General features: G+C 57.2%; 12 protein-coding genes and 2 pseudogenes. 7 read left to right on the top strand and 7 right to left on the bottom strand.

Annotation, left to right across the window (positions count from 1 at the left end):
• Positions 1 to 44 precede the first annotated feature (44 nt).
• From OKW26_RS18705 to OKW26_RS18715, 3 genes are read left to right on the top strand one after another with little or no spacing between them, the layout of a single operon-like run.
• Positions 45 to 1,154: a sugar ABC transporter substrate-binding protein gene (locus OKW26_RS18705; protein WP_429354717.1), complete on the top strand. Its 1,110-nt coding sequence runs from the start codon at positions 45 to 47 to the stop codon at positions 1,152 to 1,154.
• Positions 1,154 to 2,158, top strand: coding sequence for an ABC transporter permease (locus OKW26_RS18710; protein ID WP_090811666.1), 1,005 nt, complete (start codon positions 1,154 to 1,156; stop codon positions 2,156 to 2,158). The genes OKW26_RS18705 and OKW26_RS18710 overlap by 1 nt, the downstream gene beginning before the upstream one ends.
• The gene (locus OKW26_RS18715; protein ID WP_187613076.1) at positions 2,158 to 2,988 is read left to right on the top strand and encodes an ATP-binding cassette domain-containing protein; all 831 of its coding nucleotides are present in this window, start codon (positions 2,158 to 2,160) and stop codon (positions 2,986 to 2,988) included. The genes OKW26_RS18710 and OKW26_RS18715 overlap by 1 nt, the downstream gene beginning before the upstream one ends.
• A gap of 34 nt (positions 2,989 to 3,022) precedes the next feature.
• Here OKW26_RS18715 and OKW26_RS18720 read toward each other — a convergent pair.
• The 4 genes and pseudogenes from OKW26_RS18720 to OKW26_RS18735 all read right to left on the bottom strand — a co-directional run.
• Positions 3,023 to 3,196: pseudogene (locus OKW26_RS18720) on the bottom strand (hypothetical protein); the annotation flags it as partial.
• Positions 3,197 to 3,241: 45 nt separating this feature from the next.
• Entirely contained in the window at positions 3,242 to 4,390 is a 1,149-nt protein-coding gene (locus OKW26_RS18725; protein WP_429354718.1) for a hypothetical protein, read from the bottom strand.
• 82 nt (positions 4,391 to 4,472) lie between these two features.
• The gene (locus OKW26_RS18730; RefSeq protein WP_429354719.1) at positions 4,473 to 5,711 is read right to left on the bottom strand and encodes a lipopolysaccharide biosynthesis protein; all 1,239 of its coding nucleotides are present in this window, start codon (positions 5,709 to 5,711) and stop codon (positions 4,473 to 4,475) included.
• Between the two features lie 68 nt (positions 5,712 to 5,779).
• On the bottom strand, positions 5,780 to 8,041 hold the full coding sequence (locus tag OKW26_RS18735; RefSeq protein WP_429354720.1) for a polysaccharide biosynthesis tyrosine autokinase: 2,262 nt from the start codon (positions 8,039 to 8,041) through the stop codon (positions 5,780 to 5,782).
• 402 nt (positions 8,042 to 8,443) lie between these two features.
• Between OKW26_RS18735 and OKW26_RS18740 the strand changes: the two genes are divergently transcribed.
• From OKW26_RS18740 to OKW26_RS18750, 3 genes are all read left to right on the top strand, one after another.
• Positions 8,444 to 9,355, top strand: a complete 912-nt coding sequence (locus OKW26_RS18740) for a polysaccharide deacetylase family protein (RefSeq protein WP_429354721.1) — start codon at positions 8,444 to 8,446, stop codon at positions 9,353 to 9,355.
• 257 nt (positions 9,356 to 9,612) lie between these two features.
• A complete protein-coding gene (locus tag OKW26_RS18745; RefSeq protein WP_429354722.1) occupies positions 9,613 to 10,554 on the top strand; it encodes a glycosyltransferase in 942 nt (313 codons plus the stop codon).
• 99 nt (positions 10,555 to 10,653) lie between these two features.
• Entirely contained in the window at positions 10,654 to 11,574 is a 921-nt protein-coding gene (locus tag OKW26_RS18750; protein WP_184059026.1) for a glycosyltransferase, read from the top strand.
• A gap of 280 nt (positions 11,575 to 11,854) precedes the next feature.
• Here the strand turns inward: OKW26_RS18750 and OKW26_RS18755 are convergent, their stop codons facing one another.
• Positions 11,855 to 12,979: a glycosyltransferase gene (locus OKW26_RS18755; RefSeq protein ID WP_429354723.1), complete on the bottom strand. Its 1,125-nt coding sequence runs from the start codon at positions 12,977 to 12,979 to the stop codon at positions 11,855 to 11,857.
• Positions 12,980 to 13,084: 105 nt separating this feature from the next.
• Positions 13,085 to 13,681: pseudogene (locus tag OKW26_RS18760) on the bottom strand (sugar transferase); the annotation flags it as partial.
• Between the two features lie 1,098 nt (positions 13,682 to 14,779).
• Here OKW26_RS18760 and OKW26_RS18765 point away from each other — a divergent pair.
• Positions 14,780 to 15,964 carry a glycosyl hydrolase gene (locus OKW26_RS18765; protein ID WP_429354724.1) on the top strand — a complete coding sequence of 395 codons (1,185 nt, stop codon included), beginning with the start codon at positions 14,780 to 14,782 and terminating at the stop codon, positions 15,962 to 15,964.
• Between the two features lie 706 nt (positions 15,965 to 16,670).
• On the opposite strand, the gene OKW26_RS18770 is transcribed toward OKW26_RS18765, so the two are convergent.
• Entirely contained in the window at positions 16,671 to 16,850 is a 180-nt protein-coding gene (locus OKW26_RS18770; RefSeq protein WP_429354725.1) for a hypothetical protein, read from the bottom strand.
• Positions 16,851 to 17,028: the final 178 nt, after the last annotated feature.

Below are 17,028 nucleotides of genomic sequence, written 5' to 3' on the forward strand. Positions count from 1 at the left end.
ACGTCGACCACATCGACCAATGAAGACAAGAACCGGAGGATCAGATGGCACAGCAACGGGATGACGATCAGAAAAGCAGCGGCAACGGTTTCAGCACGGCGCGGCGGGGGCTGATGCAGGGCGCGGGACTCGGCGCAGCGCTTTCGCTGATGGGCGCGCTAGGCGGCGCGGGCGGTCTGATCGGCACCGCGCAGGCAGCGCAGACGGCTTTTCCGTCGCACAAGAAGTGGAGGATCGTGTTCGTCAATCACGTCACCACCAACCCGTTCTTCGTGCCCACGCAGTACGGCATTCAGGATGCCTGCTCACTGCTCGACATGGATTATCAGTGGACCGGCTCGGCCACGTCCGATGCCGGCGAAATGGTCCGCGCCGTGAACTCGGCGATTGCCGCGAAGGCCGACGCCATCGCGGTGCCGATCGTCGATCCGAGCGCTTTCGACAAGCCCATCCTGGCCGCGCTCGACGCCGGAATTCCGGTGTTCGCGTACAACGCCGACGCGCCGCGCGGCAAGAAGAATCCGCGCCTCGCGTATATCGGCCAGGACCTGTATCTGTCGGGCTACCAGATGGGCGAGCGCATCGTCAGTCTGATCGACAGCGGCATGGTCGGGCTGTTCATCGCCACGCCGGGGCAGCTCAACATCCAGCCGCGTCTGGACGGTGCGAGCGACGCCATCAAGAAGTCCGGCAAGAAGATCGACATCCAGACCGTGGCCACGGGCGCGACCGTCAACGAGGAGCTGTCGAAGATCAAGGCGTTCTACCTGGGCCACCAGGACCTGAAAGGCATGTTCGCGGTGGATGCGGGCAGCACGCAGGGCGTCGCGCAGGTGATGAAAGAGTCGAACCTGCCGTCCAAAGGCGTGCACGGCGGCGGCTTCGACCTGCTGCCGAGCACGATCCAGCTGATCCACGAAGGTTTCCTCGACTTCACCATCGATCAGCAGCCCTACGTCCAGGGTTTCTATACGGTGATGGAGGCGTTCGTGTTCCTCAGCTCCGGCGGCCTCGTCGGCCCGGCCGACATCAACACCGGCCTGAAATTCGTGACGAAGGATAACGTCGAGCCGTACCTGAATACCTCGACGCGCTTTGAAGGCAAGACCGACAAGGAGCAAATCGTTCCGAGATCCGGCGCAATCAAGTCCTGATGAATACAGTGAACGAAACCAGCAAAGCGGTCCGCGCGTCCCGGCGCGCGGGCGTTTCCTTCGCGTCTCAATGGGCGGCCGAGCTGCGCATCCTGCTCGTGGCCGTGCTGCTGGCCGCCTACTTCGAATTCGCAAACCACGATTTCCTGCTCACCAACGCGAGCCTCGTCAACCTGTCGCAGTTCATCGCGCCGGTGGCGATCATCGCGTTCGGCGAAATCATGTTGATGATCGGCGGCGACATCGATCTGTCGGCGGGCATGGTGTTCGCGTTCGCGCCATTCATGATGGTGTTCGCGAATGACGCGGGCGCGCCGATGTGGCTCGCCGTGATCGCGGGGCTCGTGGCCGCGGGAATCGTCGGCTTCGTGAACGGGGCGGTGTCGGTTTGGCTGCGGCTGCCCTCGTTCGTTACGACGCTCGGCACGCTCTTTCTGATCAACGGTATCACGCTCACGATCTCGCGCGGCACGCCCGCCGCCACGCCGGGATCGCCCACCTTCGCCGCGTTCATGGGCGCGTGGGGCTACAGCGAGATCATCTGGACCCTGGTGATCGCGGCCGCGATGCACGTGCTGTTGCGACATACACGCTGGGGCCTGCATACGCAGGCCGCGGGTGCGAATCCGCTCGGCGCGAGCGAGGCCGGCATACATGTGAAGCGACTGCGCCTCGGCAACTTCGTCCTCGCCGCGGTGCTGGCGGGCTTCACCGGCATGCTCGAAGCCTTTCGCATTACCTCGATCGACCCGCAGGCCGGCGGCAACCAGATCATGTTCCTTGCCGTGGCCGCCGCCGTGATCGGCGGCACGCCGCTCACGGGCGGCTCGGGCACCATCGTGGGCGGACTCATCGGCGCAGCGGTGCTCGGCATTCTGAACGACGGCTTTACACTGATCGGTATCAACGCGTTTACGTTCAACATCATTCTTGGCGCCGCGATTCTGGCGGCGATGATCTTCAACATCCACGTCGGGCGCATTCGCCGCAAGGGTGGACGATGATGGACCAATCGCAAACCTCCTCCGCGGGCGCCAATGCCACGGCCGCTGCGCGCAGCGCGCCGAACGCCCCGCTCGCGCTGCGCGGCGACAGCCTCGTCAAGCGCTTCGGCGCGGTGACGGCGCTCGATGGCGTCTCGCTCACGCTCGGCAAGGGCGAGATCCTCGGCATACTCGGCGACAACGGCGCGGGCAAGTCCACGCTCGTGAAGATCCTCACGGGCTTTCATCAGCAAACGAGCGGCACGCTCCACATCGACGACGAGGAGACGCTGTTGCGCTCGGTCGATCATGCGCGTTCGCTCGGCATCGAATGCGTGTATCAGGATCTCGCGCTCGCGAATTCGCTGAGTATTTACCACAACATGTTCCTGAACCGCGAAATCGTGCGGCGCGGGCCGTTCAGGCTGCTCGACCACAAACGGATGCGCGAGCGCGCGGCGCAATGCCTCGACGATATCGGCGTGCACGTGCCTTCGGTGGATTTGCCCGTGGAGCGTCTTTCGGGCGGCCAGCGCCAGGCGATCGCCGTGGCGCGCGCCGTGCATTCGAACGCGAAAATCCTGTTGCTCGACGAACCGCTCGCCGCGATGGGCGCGCGCGAGGCGGGACTCATCATCGACCTACTGATGCGCTTGAAGGAAAAAGGCGGCCTCTCGATCATCATGATCATGCACAACTATGCGCAGACGCTCGATATCGCGGATCGCATCATGTTGATGCAGCGAGGCCGCGTGACCTACGAGCAACAGAGCGCGCTGACTTCGGTGGCGGAGCTGATGGACATCGTGCAGCGGGAATACCGGGCCATGCGCGCCGGCGGCGCACAGTGAGCCCGCCACGGCCCGCGACACCGCGCAACTCAGGTCAAAAATCGATCTTCGCGTTCACGCTGACCATGCGCGGATCGCCCGGCGCGATGTAGTCCGAGTACTGGAACATCCAGTAGCGGCGATTCGTGATGTTGTCGATCGCCGCGCGCAGCGTCACGTCGTGCCCACCGATGCGCGTCAGATAGTTCGCCCCGATGTTTACGATCATGTGCTTCATCGACGGCCTACTGAATCAGCGGACCTTCATTGCGATTCAGGAGGCGCTGCGATGCTTCGACAATGTGGACTGGCGATGGGCGCCGTCGTTCACTCGCGACGCACTCTGCGCCGATACCGTTATGTGTTCATCGTACGAGAGCCGCAGGACGAGAAACATGATCATCGGCGACACCGGCGAAAGATGCCGCAGAAATGACCCGTAGTCCGGCTCGAAAATAGCTTGCGTTGACAGGAAACTGACCAGAAAACAAAAACAAAGCGTCTCGAATCGGCCCACCGGAAATAGCGCCGCCGCGGAGCGATAACGCATAAACACAATCGCAAAAGTGAAAAACACGCCAATGCCGCCCAGCATTTGCAGCGGAGAACCCGACGTAATCAACCGCACCGGCAAAACGAAGGTCGCCAGTGTGATGGCGACGTTCGCCACGCCAATGAACATACCACTGCCTGGAATGAACTGTACGATCATCGACCCCACTTCCTCCGGGTCCCGCCACTCATTGGCGTTCTGCCTTGCGAAATCCAGTGATTCGCCATAGGCCTTCTGGAACACGAAGGCGACCATCACAAACATGGCCAGCGCGAAAAAGATCAATGAAACCGGCCTTCTGAAGCCGTTTGGCGCGAAATAAAGAAACACGGTTGCGGCCAGTGTAATGCCCCAGTACGATCTGAAGTACACGGCTACCAGCGCTGCCAGGACGACAAACAAAACCAATATCGCACGCGACGAGTTGTAAAACAGCATCAGAAGAACCAGAACCGAAATGATGATTTCTTTCGATGGAACGCCGATGTAGACGGTCTGATTGGCGAGCCAGAACGCAACCAGAAAGAACTCGGCCGGTTTTAGCGAAGTGACACCGGAACGCCAGACGGCGACAAACATGCCGATAGTCGATGCGAGAAATCCTATCAAAGAAATGGAGAAACTCTGGAGACCGAAGAAGTTGAACAGCCACGCGAGATTGTCAAATGAGTCGCCAAACGCCCTGAAAGCCGTGACGGTCTTCATCCGGTCGAAGATCACCAGTTCATCCAACAGAAAACGCGCCGGCAACGTGCTCTCGTGAAACGCGGAGATCGCATAAAGTGCGATGACCAGAATGAACCAGACCACGGCCGACACGCCTGGACTCGCATTCCTGCCGATGATGCCGGGGAGTTTTACAATGCGCATTCTCTTTCCCTGAACAAGTGAGCGACTCGCCTCGCGGTGGAGGAGCTAAACTTGCAGCGTCGCTGATTTTTGAGCGCAGAGATCACGGCGCTTCAAAACTAGGTTGGCGATTCAAATAAGCGTCCGGCTCCTTGCCGATCTTGAGCGCCTGGTAAGTACCCGCACTTGCCACGATCGTTCCACAGACGCTGAGCAGAAGAAGCGAGTGGATGAACCCGACGCCGAGGAATTGAGCCGTCGCAAAGATCAGGAAGATCGATACGGCATTGACTGCTTGAATCATCAAGTCGATCTTCAGCCGGTTCGCGACAATGAATACCTGAGCCATCGAGCCATAGATCGCCATCGTGATGAAATAGGGAACAAAGATCAGGTACACGGACATCGACGGTTCCCATTCGTCGCCCATCTTCATGTGGATAATCAGGCTAAGGCCTGCATAGCACGCTGCCACCAGAGAAATGCTGATAAACGTCAGCATAGTAAAAAACTGTTTCGAGGGATTCACTCTGTCTTTTCTGTGGCCGTCGAAATAATCGATCAGATCGCGGCGGAAGACAGCGCCCAAACTTTGCGACAAGAGGGACGCAGGGAAGTACCCCACACGATACGCCAGCGCAAAGATGCCGGCTTCACGATGATCGAAGATCATCGGCATCAAAATGGCGGACGCATAGATCACGAATGAATTCAGCGTAGTGGTCGGCACACCAAATTTTGCATACTGGATCTGAAGCGCGGAGAACCTGAGGAAGGCCGACGGGATCATCCGGCGCGCCGAGTAAAGGCAGATCGCGGCCGGCACAACGGTCGAGGCCAGAAAAATCCAGCTATAGATGTTGAATACGGTGGTGCCTGTGCACTCCCCTTTCGAAAACATCATCATGCAGACGAAGTAGACGGCGAACGCAGCATTAGGGAAGAACCGGATCGTCGCGATTTGCGCGTACTTTCTTTCGGTGGTGAGTGCTCCGCACAACGCCTGTTGCAGGAACACGCCAAGTGCCAGACCGATAACAGGTATGTATTCCGTATGCCCGGCCGCTGCCGTGGCCACCACGAGCGCCACGCCGATCCCTATGGCGACCGCACTGGAACTCGTCATTGCGCGCACGGCCTGGGCCTTGTCCGCCGCCATGCACGCAACCTCCAGACGCAAGCCGATCACCGACCCGATAAAAAGACCACCGGCCATGAGCTGGCTGAAATACCCGAGAGCCGTCGGCCCGCAGAACTTCCCGATCAATAGAATCGAAACGAAATTGAGCGCCTGACTCAGTACAACTCCAGCGACACTGACGATCGAATGTTTGATATTCACAATTTATCTACGTCGAAGTCCGGGTGAATTTTTCATCGCTCTACACGACGATGGTTGTCGTCTGAAGGCTAGCCTTTCTGCGTCTTTCCGCTGGCGGGCAATGCGTCGAGATAGGAAGCACTGCGATAGAGGCCTGCGCGCGCGCCGAGACTATAGCGATAGACATCCGTATCGATCCCGTTGAAGATCACGCCCTTCACCCGGGCATTCGCCTGCTTGAGCTGCTTGGTGGCCTCCACCACCTGCGCAATGGAAGTGGTCTCGAAGCGGGTCACCAGTAACACGGTGCCGCAGCTATCCGCAAGCGCGGTCGCGTCGGAGACGGCGAGCACCGGCGGCGTGTCGATCAGCACGATGTCGTATTCGCTCGTCTTCGCGAGGAATTGCTGCATGCGTTCGCTCACCAGAAGCTCGGCCGGGTTCTCCGGTATCGCTCCACGCGCAACGAAGTCGAGGCCCGGACGCACGTCACGCATGATCACCGGGTCGGACGTCACGTCCGACGTCAGATAGTCAGCCAGGCCGGGTGTCGAGTCGAGACCAAAGTATTGCTCGAGATGGCCTTTGCGCAGGTCCGCGTCGATCAGCAACACCCGCTTGCCGGCCGCCGATACGACCGCCGCCAGATTCGCCGACAGGAACGACTTGCCCACCTGTTCCGTCGGCCCCGTCAGCAGCACGCGATTGTCGCCCGATTCCGATTCCAGCATTGCAAAATGAAGCGCGGTTCTGAGTCGGCGCAGGCTTTCAATCGACGGGTCGCGCGGAAACTCGCTCGCCAGCAGGAACTTCTCGCCAGCGGGCAGCTTCGGCGTCTTGCCGATTCGCGCGACTTTCGCCTGCGACAGCGGCACGCTCGCATAGACGTTCAGGCCCGTTTGCTCCTCGATCTCCTGCGCGTCGGTCACGCCCCGATACAGCGCCGTACGCCCGAACGCCGCACCCACGCCCAGAATCAGGCCGCCCAACGCAGCATAGACAATCACCAGAAGCTTGTTCGGCTTGATCGGCTCTTTCGGCACCACCGGGTTATCGATCAACCGCACCGTTCCAACCTTGCCGGCGCGAACCAGTCTGAGCTGTTGCATGTTGTTCAGCATGCCGACGTAAAGCTCGTTGTTCACGTTCATGTCACGGGTCAGGCGCACCGCATTCTGCTCCAGGTCCGGCAACGCCTGTTCCTGCTGCGACAAGCTTCCGATCCTGCTGCTCAGCATGCCGATCTGCTGATCGATCGCCTGGATCGCGGGGTGACCCGGCGCGTAGATCGCGCCCATCTCCGCGCGCTTCTGCTTCAGTTCGAGCAGGCTGCGCTGCGTGGCTACGCTTTGATCCAGATAGGCCTTGCCCTGCTCGCTCAGATTGAACACGCCCATGCGGTTGCGCATGTCGTTATAGCGTCCCTCGGCGCGCTCCAGGTCGCTCTTGAGTTGCGGCAGCTGCGCGCTCAGGAACGCAAGCGACTTCTCGGCTTCCGCCGCCTTGCGCTTCAGATTCTGGTCAACATACGCATTGCCGATTTCGGCGAGCGTGCTGGCCGTCAGCAGCCGCTCAGAGCCCATCAGCGACGCGCCGATGATGCCGCTGTCTTTACCCTTCTGCGAGACCGTCAGCCGGTTTTGCAGGCTTTCCACCGTCTTCTCGCGCGACTGTCTCTCCAGAATGAATTGCGTGCCCGGCTTTGCGTTCAGCGAATCGACCTGCAGCGTGATCGCGCCATCGGGCAGTTTCGTGTCGAGCTTTTCGCCCACGCGACCCTCGATCGGCTCGCTGAGATCCGACTGCTCCAGCCGGTAGCGTCCGCCCTCCAGAACCGTCAGAACGAACTTCTCGCCTTCGAATGCTTCCGGGACGTCGAAGCTGGACACCTTGATCGCTTCATCGCCCCATGCATATCCGCCAAATCCAAAGATACCTGGCTCGGAAAGACTCCGGGCTTGCCGGCCCAACCAGTCTCCGATCAAGGGAAAGCGCTTCGGCTTTGCGCTGACGTCGAGGTGCAGATCGTCGACGGCTTTTCCGACCACCATTCTCGACTGCAGGATTTCCATTTCAGCCGTCGCCTCCGTTTTGACGTCGAACATGCTGGAGACGTCGCCCAGCGGGCCTTTTGAATTGCTGGTCGGAATGCTGTCTTCAACCTGGACGAGAATATCGGCCTGGTACACCGACGGCGCGATAAACGCGTAGGCCACGCCCACGGCGAGCACGCCGCCGGCGATTCCACCGACCAGCCAGCGGTTCGCCATTAGAACGTCGAAATAACGCGAAAGACTGACATCGTTATTCCGGAGCACGGCAGCATTCGTAAGCAGAGAGTTCTGATTCATCGAAACCCCAGGGCGGGTGTACGAAAAGGATGGAAGCTCGATTTAATGTGCAGGCGATGCGGCGTTGCCAGATCTCGCTTTTTGTCACGGGACGGCAACATTTTGGGTGCTGGAGTTGCGCGCGTCAGTTCGGTGTGCAACGCAATCTGTCAACAATTCCTCTGCTTTGCGCGCCACCAACTTCAGAATAATCGTCTTACCGTACAAAGATAAGACTGCCTAATTCTCCGCTGAACCACTGTTTCCCCGCAGTAGATTTCTCGGTGGAAAATTAGCGTATATTTCACACTAACAAGTATCCCAGACTATCTGAAGACGGTCATCACCTCCGTACGCTAACGCACATCGCTTTTGTGGCCGTGACGGCACAATCCCATTCAACGCCGTTAGCTTGGGATGCATATGAAACAATTGATGCGTGAGATATTCACACGCGCGCTGCTTTTCAGTGGAACCCCCGCGGCGATTCGAGCCTTTCTCTGGCGCGATCGCACCGCGATTCTGCTCTATCACGATCCGTCGCCCGCCACGCTCGAGGCTCATTTTGAGTACCTGAAAGACAAGGTCGAGTTCGTGCCGTTGTCGCAGGCAAATTCGCCAGGTAGTGGTCGCCCGCGCGTGGCCGTCACGTTTGACGACGGCCATATCGGCAATGCAAATCTGCTGCCCGTATTCATCAAGTACGGCGTGTACCCGACCATTTACATCTGCAGCAGTGTCGTGGCGCACGATCGTACTCACTGGTTCCTGCATCCTGTCGCGAGGGATGCAGGTGTGAAGCGGCTGATTCGCATGAAAAACCACGAGCGCCTGGCTGAACTCGACGCGCGAGGCTTTCGTCAGGACTTGCCAGACCCAGCGGCGACGATTAGTGGCCTCAGCGCCGCCCATATTGAAGAGATGCGCCCCTATGTCGACTTTCAGTCTCACACACGCTATCACCCGACACTAACCTTCTGTGACGATGACGAATGCTTTGAAGAGCTTGCGCTATCAAAGTCGGAGGTAGAACGGATCGTAGGTAAGCCTTGCGAGCATTTCGCGTATCCCTATGGCATTTATGGTCCGCGCGAAGTCGAGCTGCTGAAGGCCGCCGGCTACAAGACCGCACGCACGACCGACGTGGGCTGGAATGACGAAGGAAGCGACCCGTTCCGACTCAAGGCGTTCGACATTGACGATGACTCTTCCGTGTCGTGGTTCGCCGCGCAGCTCACGGGCCTGACGTTGGTGCCGCGCTATCTGCGACTGGGACGCGTCAGGCGCCTCGCTCAGCGCATCTTTAGCAGGCCACGTGCATTGAACCAGGCGTAGAAAGCACAGCGCCGACGCGACAGCTCGCGCAGCGGCGTACGACACCGTCGTGCACCGCGCTGCATCCAACCCAGGGCGGCGAATCGTCACGATAAGGTATTCGCTAATACAAATACTATCGCGCGCGATCTCGGCTTCGAGCAGAACAAGCGGTCAACGTTCGAGCACCTGTCAATCAAAGGCGCAACCGGACCGCCAGTGCACTATTCGTAACGGCCTTATTGTTCCTTATCTCCACGGTTAAAAAGGAAGGCGGCATGCGTAAAATCTTCATCACGTCTCCGGGTACCGCCAATTATCCGGAAATTACTGCATATCAAAACTATTTTAAAGCGCGCGGCGTGGACGTGGTGGTCGGAACAATCAGCGATTACCGCGCCCTCGATAACAAACGAAATTTCGTGTTGTGGGAAATCATGGGTTTTTATCCGAACCGGTTTGAATCCGACTTTGTCATCCATGACTACCGTTCTCTCTCCGTTGGCGGCTGGCCGGCGATGAAAGACGTCGCGAAGCGGTATTTCAATTGCCAGCCGAATCTGCGGATCTTTCAGAACAAACGGCAACAGGAGATCATGGGTTTCGGTCACGGCGTACCCAGTGTGATCCTGCCCATGGGCGTGCCGAACTGGATCTTCGAGGTACAGGATGGCGGTCAGACCGAAAAGAAAGCTGATTTCTGTTATATCGGCGAAATGAGCGTCGAGCGGGGCTTCGATCGCGTGCTGGAAGCATTTATAAACAACTTTCAGAAGCGCGACGTCTCCCTCCTCCTGGTGGGAAAACCGGACCCGCGCATCTACGAAAGATTTTCGAATGCAAAAAATATCATTTTCACTGGGCCCTTGCCGCAGCGTGAGGCGCTGAAGCACGTGGTCGAATCCGATGTTGCGGTGTGCTATTTCCCCTATCACCGGCCGCACTGCTATCAAACGCCGACCAAGCTGCTCGAGTATGCTGCGCTCGGCAAGAAAATCGTGTGCAACGACTCGCCGTCGAATATCAGATGCTGTGAAGAGATGGGCATCCATAGTGTGATCACCACGGCGAACATCTTTGACGGAATCGATGAAGACGCCGCGCGCGGTGCGACAGCGAATCGTCGGACGGACTTCGCAGACCTCATTTGGGACCGGGTGATAGAGCAGTCCAACGTCGCGACATTTCTGCCGACGGATATCAAGCTAACCAACGCTTGACCAATCCATTGAGGTGCGACATTTCAACGAATGCGACTCGAACTGCCCTTGGTAGCACTGAGTCAGCCGAAGAGACGACATTTGAACGGTGGTAATGACATGCAGATATTCATTCTTCACCCCGGCAAGGCGAATTATCCTGAGATAGACGCCTACACGAAGTATTTCGTGAGAAACGACTGTAAGGTAACGTCAGGGACACTGGATGATTACAAAAAAGTCAAGAATCCGGAAGAGTACATTCTCTGGTGCATCATGGGCTTTTACCCCAGGATCCCTGCTGCAAAATACGTTATCCACGATTACCGCTCGCTGTCTGTCGGGCGTAACAGTGCGCTAAAGGACAGCATCAAGAAAACGTTTCAACCACGGCCCGATCTTCGAATATTTCAGAACGACTCAATGAGTGCAGTCATGGGCTTCCGCGACGGCGTAGATACCGTTTTCCTGCCGATGGGCGTACCAGATTGGATTTTCACGACGGATGCTGACCGCAACCAGGCGCTTCCGTCGGGAACGTATTGTTATCTGGGCGAGATAACACGGGAACGCGGCTTTGTCGGCTTCATCAGGGACTTCCTGGCCGCCAAGCGCGACTCGGATACCCTCGTTCTGATTGGGCCTGTTGAAAAGGAAATCTCCGACGCATATCTTCGATCGCCCGGCATCCTGTTCACGGGACGTCTTGCGCAACGCGATGCCCTCGCGGTGGTTCGCAACTGCGAGATTGCTATTTCAACCATCCCGTACAAGCGTCCGTACGACGTGCAGACGCCGACCAAGCTTCTGGAATATGCTGCGCTCGGCAAAAGAATCATCTGCAATGACTCGCCTTCGAATCTGAACGCCGCCGCCAAGTTTGGAATTCAATGTAAAGTAACGGGCCCAGACGTATTCTCTAGCATCTGCAATTTCCACGGCGATATGGTGCCGAAAAATGACCCCTCCACGCTGCTGCATTTGCGGTGGACAGATATAATCGCCGCCTCGGGCGTGGAGCGATATCTCGCGCGGCTCTAAAAATTAAAATGGTTTGCGCGATGACACGCGCAAACCATTTCTCAAAAGTCAGTCTCGTCGCGATCGCGTTCCGTGAACGTTGGTTACGGAGTGGTGCTTCGATTCTTGCCGCGCCCCATCGGCACGTTCGGGCCAGTTCTTCGCCCGTCCCGACTGCGCGAATCGATGAAGAGTTGATGGTCACACGCGTGAAGAGGCTTTTGTCCGCTACTCTTCACTTCGGCAAGAGCACTGTATGCAATCGGTCCCAGACGACGGCCTGCTGCAAATCGCGCAGTAGTCACTCGCTCAGCACCGAACGGCCCTGGCGAATGCTTCTCAACTGGGCCGAATAAAGCAGCGCGATGTTGTTGAAGAAACGATCTTCACTGAATCTGTTGCGCGCTTCTTCCTGCGCGCGCCGCAATAAACCTTCACGAAATTTATCCTCGGCTATCATCTTCCGGATCAGCGAAGTCGCTTCCGCAGCCGTCCGATAAAGAACGCCGGTCGAATTGTGACGAATGGTGTCTATATTGCCCGGACAATCTGACGCCACAACGGGAGTGCCGAGCGTCATTGCTTCAATCAGAGAAATCGGCATTCCCTCCCAGGAAGCTGTCGACAAATAGATATCCGCTTGCGCCACAGCCGCGATTACGTCAGCACGCGTAAGCCAACCGGTCACACGCACGCCGGCGTCCTCGAGCGTCCTCCTGAGATCTGCGTCGCCGTCGCCGATCCATACGAACTCGACGCCGTCCCGATCAAACGAGCGTGCAATTTCCGCGAACAATCGCGGATTCTTTTGCACACGAATGCCGCCGACAGTCACAAGTTTTCGCCTTTTCGTCGATCCGACTTTTCCGGCGTTTTCCAAACGATTGTTGCCCTGGACACTGACAGCCCGATCGATCGCGTTCTCGACCAGTACTGCATCTCGCCGAAGATAGCGGCGAATAGCGGCGCATTCACTCTCGGAGCAGCCAACGTATGTGCAGTTCTTCACACACGCAAGCAACTCCAACGCGGCGAAACAGTATCGCTTCAACCTGCCTATGTCTCGCCGTACGAAAGAGATGCAGTGCGGGCTATAAAGAAGCGCCGTCGACGGCAACGCAAACAAGGTCGACATTCGTCCCAGGAAACCTGCGAATGACGAGTGCAGATGGACGATATCCGGGTTCAATTCGATGAGTTGTTGGCGCAAGACAGGCATGACCCGTGCCAATGATGGCCCTTTCATCTGCAGATGCTGCAGGACGACGTCAGAGTGAAACATCGCGCGCAAATTCTTCGGTGTTTCCTCGCGCTCTGAATAGATCACATACACCTCGTGACCTTCCTTGGCGAGGCGCGTCGCAAGCGTGCTCACAACTGCAAGCGTTCCTGTAGCAGTCGATTCGATTACGTGGACCACTCTCATAACATGTTTCTCGTGAATTGCGCAGCAATAGCGGAACACATCCCCGATCGGTCACGGCGATCGGGACGACATGCAATCTACGACAGGGAAAGGACCTCAGCCGGCTCAGTAGGCACCGTCTTTCGCGAACACCACTTTGACGGTTCTCAGAAGAATCGTCATATCGAATGTCAGCGAGCGGTTCATTGCGTATTTAACATCGAGCGAAACCCGCGTCGGATAGTCCACATCGTTGCGGCCGCTGACCTGCCATAAGCCTGTCATTCCAGGCTTCAGCGCGAGGTAGTAACGAACATCGCGGCCATATCGCACCAGCTCCTTCTGCACGATAGGACGGGGTCCCACCAGGCTCATATCGCCGCGCAGCACGTTCCATAGTTGCGGCAACTCATCGAGGCTCGTCTTGCGCAGAATGCGGCCAACCGGCGTCACACGAATATCGTTTTTAAGCTTGAAATCGCGGTCCCATTCCGCACGAGCCTGCGGATCGGTTGCGAGCAGTTTGGCGAGAACTTCATCCGAGTTCTTGACCATGGAGCGGAACTTCAGGCACTTGAAAGTACGTCCTCCTCGGCCAATTCTTGGATGACCATATACGGCGTTTCCGTGATCTCTCATGACTGCCAGCGCAATTATCAGAAGAACCGGGAAGAGCAGGATCAGTAGAACCGACGCCCCGCAAACGTCCATCGTTCTCTTCACTGCGTCGCCCCACCTTGCGACGAAGATGTTCTCGCTTTGCGGGTTCGAGTCATCCAGGGCGACCTGTTTTGAATTCGCCTCAAGGCACGCCTCTTTCAGTTTCGGATCCGCGGTGGCGTTGGATTCGAACATACTATCTCCTCAGTTCGGAAACTCGTGGGGAACGATGCCGCCGTAGGCACCCTGCGCTTGCAAAACAGATTTTGGTGTGGAAGTGAATCGTTTAGTGAAGCTAATTTCATTGATTCACTGACGAGTCACGACGAGCGTAACATCTCACTCAAAGACCGAATGTTAGCAATAGCGCATAAAGTCGCCATCGTACAGTTCGATCGAGACACGTCGCCCTTCATCAGGTGCACCAACAGTTCTTCTGCCAATCAAATACGCAGAATTCGAATCATGGTTCGTTCTTTGATTGGTCTTATCGCCAGGTATCACTCGTAAATATCATGACAAAGCGTTCAGGTCAGACGCATGCTTTTATCAGAGGTGTACCGTTCTTTCGAAAGCTCGTGATTGCGAATTTGTCTAAAGAGAGACGACAGTTTTCATCTTTAGGAAAAAAGAACATTTGATGAAGGAACAACTTGTGTAATGACTGACCTCGGCAAGGTCTATGCGATGACTCGCGCTGCACATCGAAGTCGCAAGTATCCCGGCTCGGCACTACGAATCGATGTGCGTTCCCGTACATGATCGGACGATTCGCTCATTGCGGAGTTCGACGCGAAAACTTCGTGATATGCCGACAAGCGTGGCGCAACCGGCGTCGGAAATCTGATAGTGAGGCATTGCGTCACACAACAAACTTCAGCTTGGACTGATGCCGAACAAGGGGGGCGCATCCTTAGGAAGATTGAGTCGCTCTGTTCGGAAGTGTAGTGTCAGTGCGGGACTCTGGCGTCGACACGGTATTCGATGCGCGTGTTCGACATATCCGTGTCGTCAATGCGGTCGCTTCAACAATTGATGTTCATCGGCACACTTAACTCTGACGTTTTCGGACCAATTCCACGCGACAGCATTTATAGTTGAGAAATGAAACTCACACTTTTCTTTTTATTCGCCGTCTTAGCCCTGTTGTGCGGGCAATCGATGCCAGCGTTCTCCCAGACGAGTTCGACCGCCGCCACCGCCCAGCAACTCGCGGCGCTGCAGCCGCCGCCCACCGGAAGCGGAAACGACCGTTTTGCAATGGACGTGAACTGCAATCTCTGGAGTGCGGATCAGACGGCGCTAAGCGAATGCTCAAAGGACCTGGATCTGATTGCCGGATTGGGCGTCGGTACGGTTCGCCTCGGCGTTTCGTGGGACTTCATGACGCTGGCCGACGGCAGCACGCTGGACCCCAACAAAGTGGCCTTTCTGAAGTCGCTTCTGAACGCCGCACGCACGCGCGGCATGAAGATTCTTTTCCAGGTGGGCATGTACGCGCCGTCTAGTGCATACCAATGCCCGGCCACCAAAAATCCGCCGAGCGCATCGTCACCGCGACTCGACTTCTGCGACGCGACGTTCACGAAGTATCTCGGCTCGCTCATGGACGTCGTTCTGCCCTTTACGGCTGACATCGAACTGTTCAATGAGACCAACTGGTCGTTCTCCGCTTCGGACCCGTCTTACGGCGATCCGAACGGTATCTCCGGATACATTCTGAATCGCAGCAAGACGCTCTATTCGGAAGCCAGGCAGATCCTGAACACGAAAAGCCAGTCGGGCTACAAAACGGTTCTGCACACTCAGGGCATCTCGTACTTCTACAACTCGGCGTACCCGAATAACGGCTGGAAACCGCCCGCAGGAAACGAGTTGATCCAGGCGACCGACTACATCAAGGCAATGGGTAACAACACCAAGAGTGCTTCCAGCCCGTTGAACATCGAGATCGACGTCGTCGACGTTCACCCGTACTTCAGCAGCGCCGACTACCAAACGCTGATGCAGTCGTTCAAGACGACCGTTTCGAATCTGGTCGCTAGCGGTCCCAAGCCGATCTGGATCACGGAAACCAACAACGGGACGACCCGTACGGACGCCGGACAACTCGCGGCATTCAATCAGTTGAAGGTGCTGATGGACAACGGTTCGGTGGCAAAGGCGTTCTGGTATGTCGTGCGTAACGGCGATCCGAGCAACGGGGAAGGCGACGGCTATTCGATCTACGATTACAACCGTAACCTGATTTGTCCGCAACTTGCCGCCGCTATTCGGGCTTACACCGCGAGCATCCCGCGAGCGCAGCGATTCCTATCGGGTCCCTACCTGACCCCGGTCCAGTGAAGGCGTCTAATTGCAATCGATGAGATGAACGCGAACGCCGACTCCGCCGTCTGCGTCATTTTGCTGTTCTGCCCTGCTCCAGCGTGCTTGATGGTGTTGCAAAGAGGAAGCAGCGGACATCCGCAATGACGGATGGATCATAAGAGGGCGATAAGACTAATTATCCTCCTTTGATCCTCTCGCGCGCGCAACGCAAAGCGCACACGCGAAGACCCCAATCGCCACGCCGATCAGCAGACAGGCGGCATGCGTCAAGAAAGTTACCATCTTCCACTCCCTTTACGACCACATCGAATTTTCGAGAAGTTGAACAGCACGATGTCATCGGTGGCTTAGCTATGGCTTGAGATCTTCCCTAGCTGCACCGGACAGTGTGATGAAGGCGATCCAAAGTCCGGCAGAGATTGACAAGGGCGCAATGTCCCGCTTGCGGATGGATGCCGACCTAATAATCGAACTCACTATACCACGGGTTTAGCCACGCTTTCGGCGCCAAACTTCAGAATGGCAAGCGCATTGCATCGCCGGCGGCGCGCGGGTTCAGAAGAACGTGACGTACGAAAATAGCCGACGCAGTAGGCGAGCGCGAAGCTGCCGGCGTCGCGATGGACGAATATCATCAGCATCAAAATGGCAGACGCCGGCCGGCACAAACAGAGAGGTCGGAAAGATCCCGCCATAGATGAAGACGCCGGTGCCCGTGCGCTCAGCTGGTCAGCGCTTCACCCAGCGTCTGCTGCAGAAATACGCCGAATGCGAGGGCGATCACCGGGATCGAATCGGAGGGGCGGAAATGATCGTGGCCACCAAGCGCGGGGCCGATCGGTATGACGACGGCGCTGCAACTCGTCATTGCACGCACGGCTTGGGCGTTGTCCGCCGCCATGCACGCAACCTCCGGACGCAAGCCGATTAACGAGCGGATAAAAAGTACCCGAGAGCCGTCAGCCCGCAGAACTTCCCGATCAATAGAATCGAAACGAAATTGAGCGCCTGACTCAGTACAACTCCAGCGACACTGACGAATGAGTCTTTGATATCCGCCAATCATCCACGCCGAAAGT

It is taken from the genome of Paraburkholderia sp. 32 (assembly GCF_050435345.1).
In the GTDB taxonomy this organism is placed as follows: Bacteria; Pseudomonadota; Gammaproteobacteria; order Burkholderiales; family Burkholderiaceae; genus Paraburkholderia; species Paraburkholderia tuberum.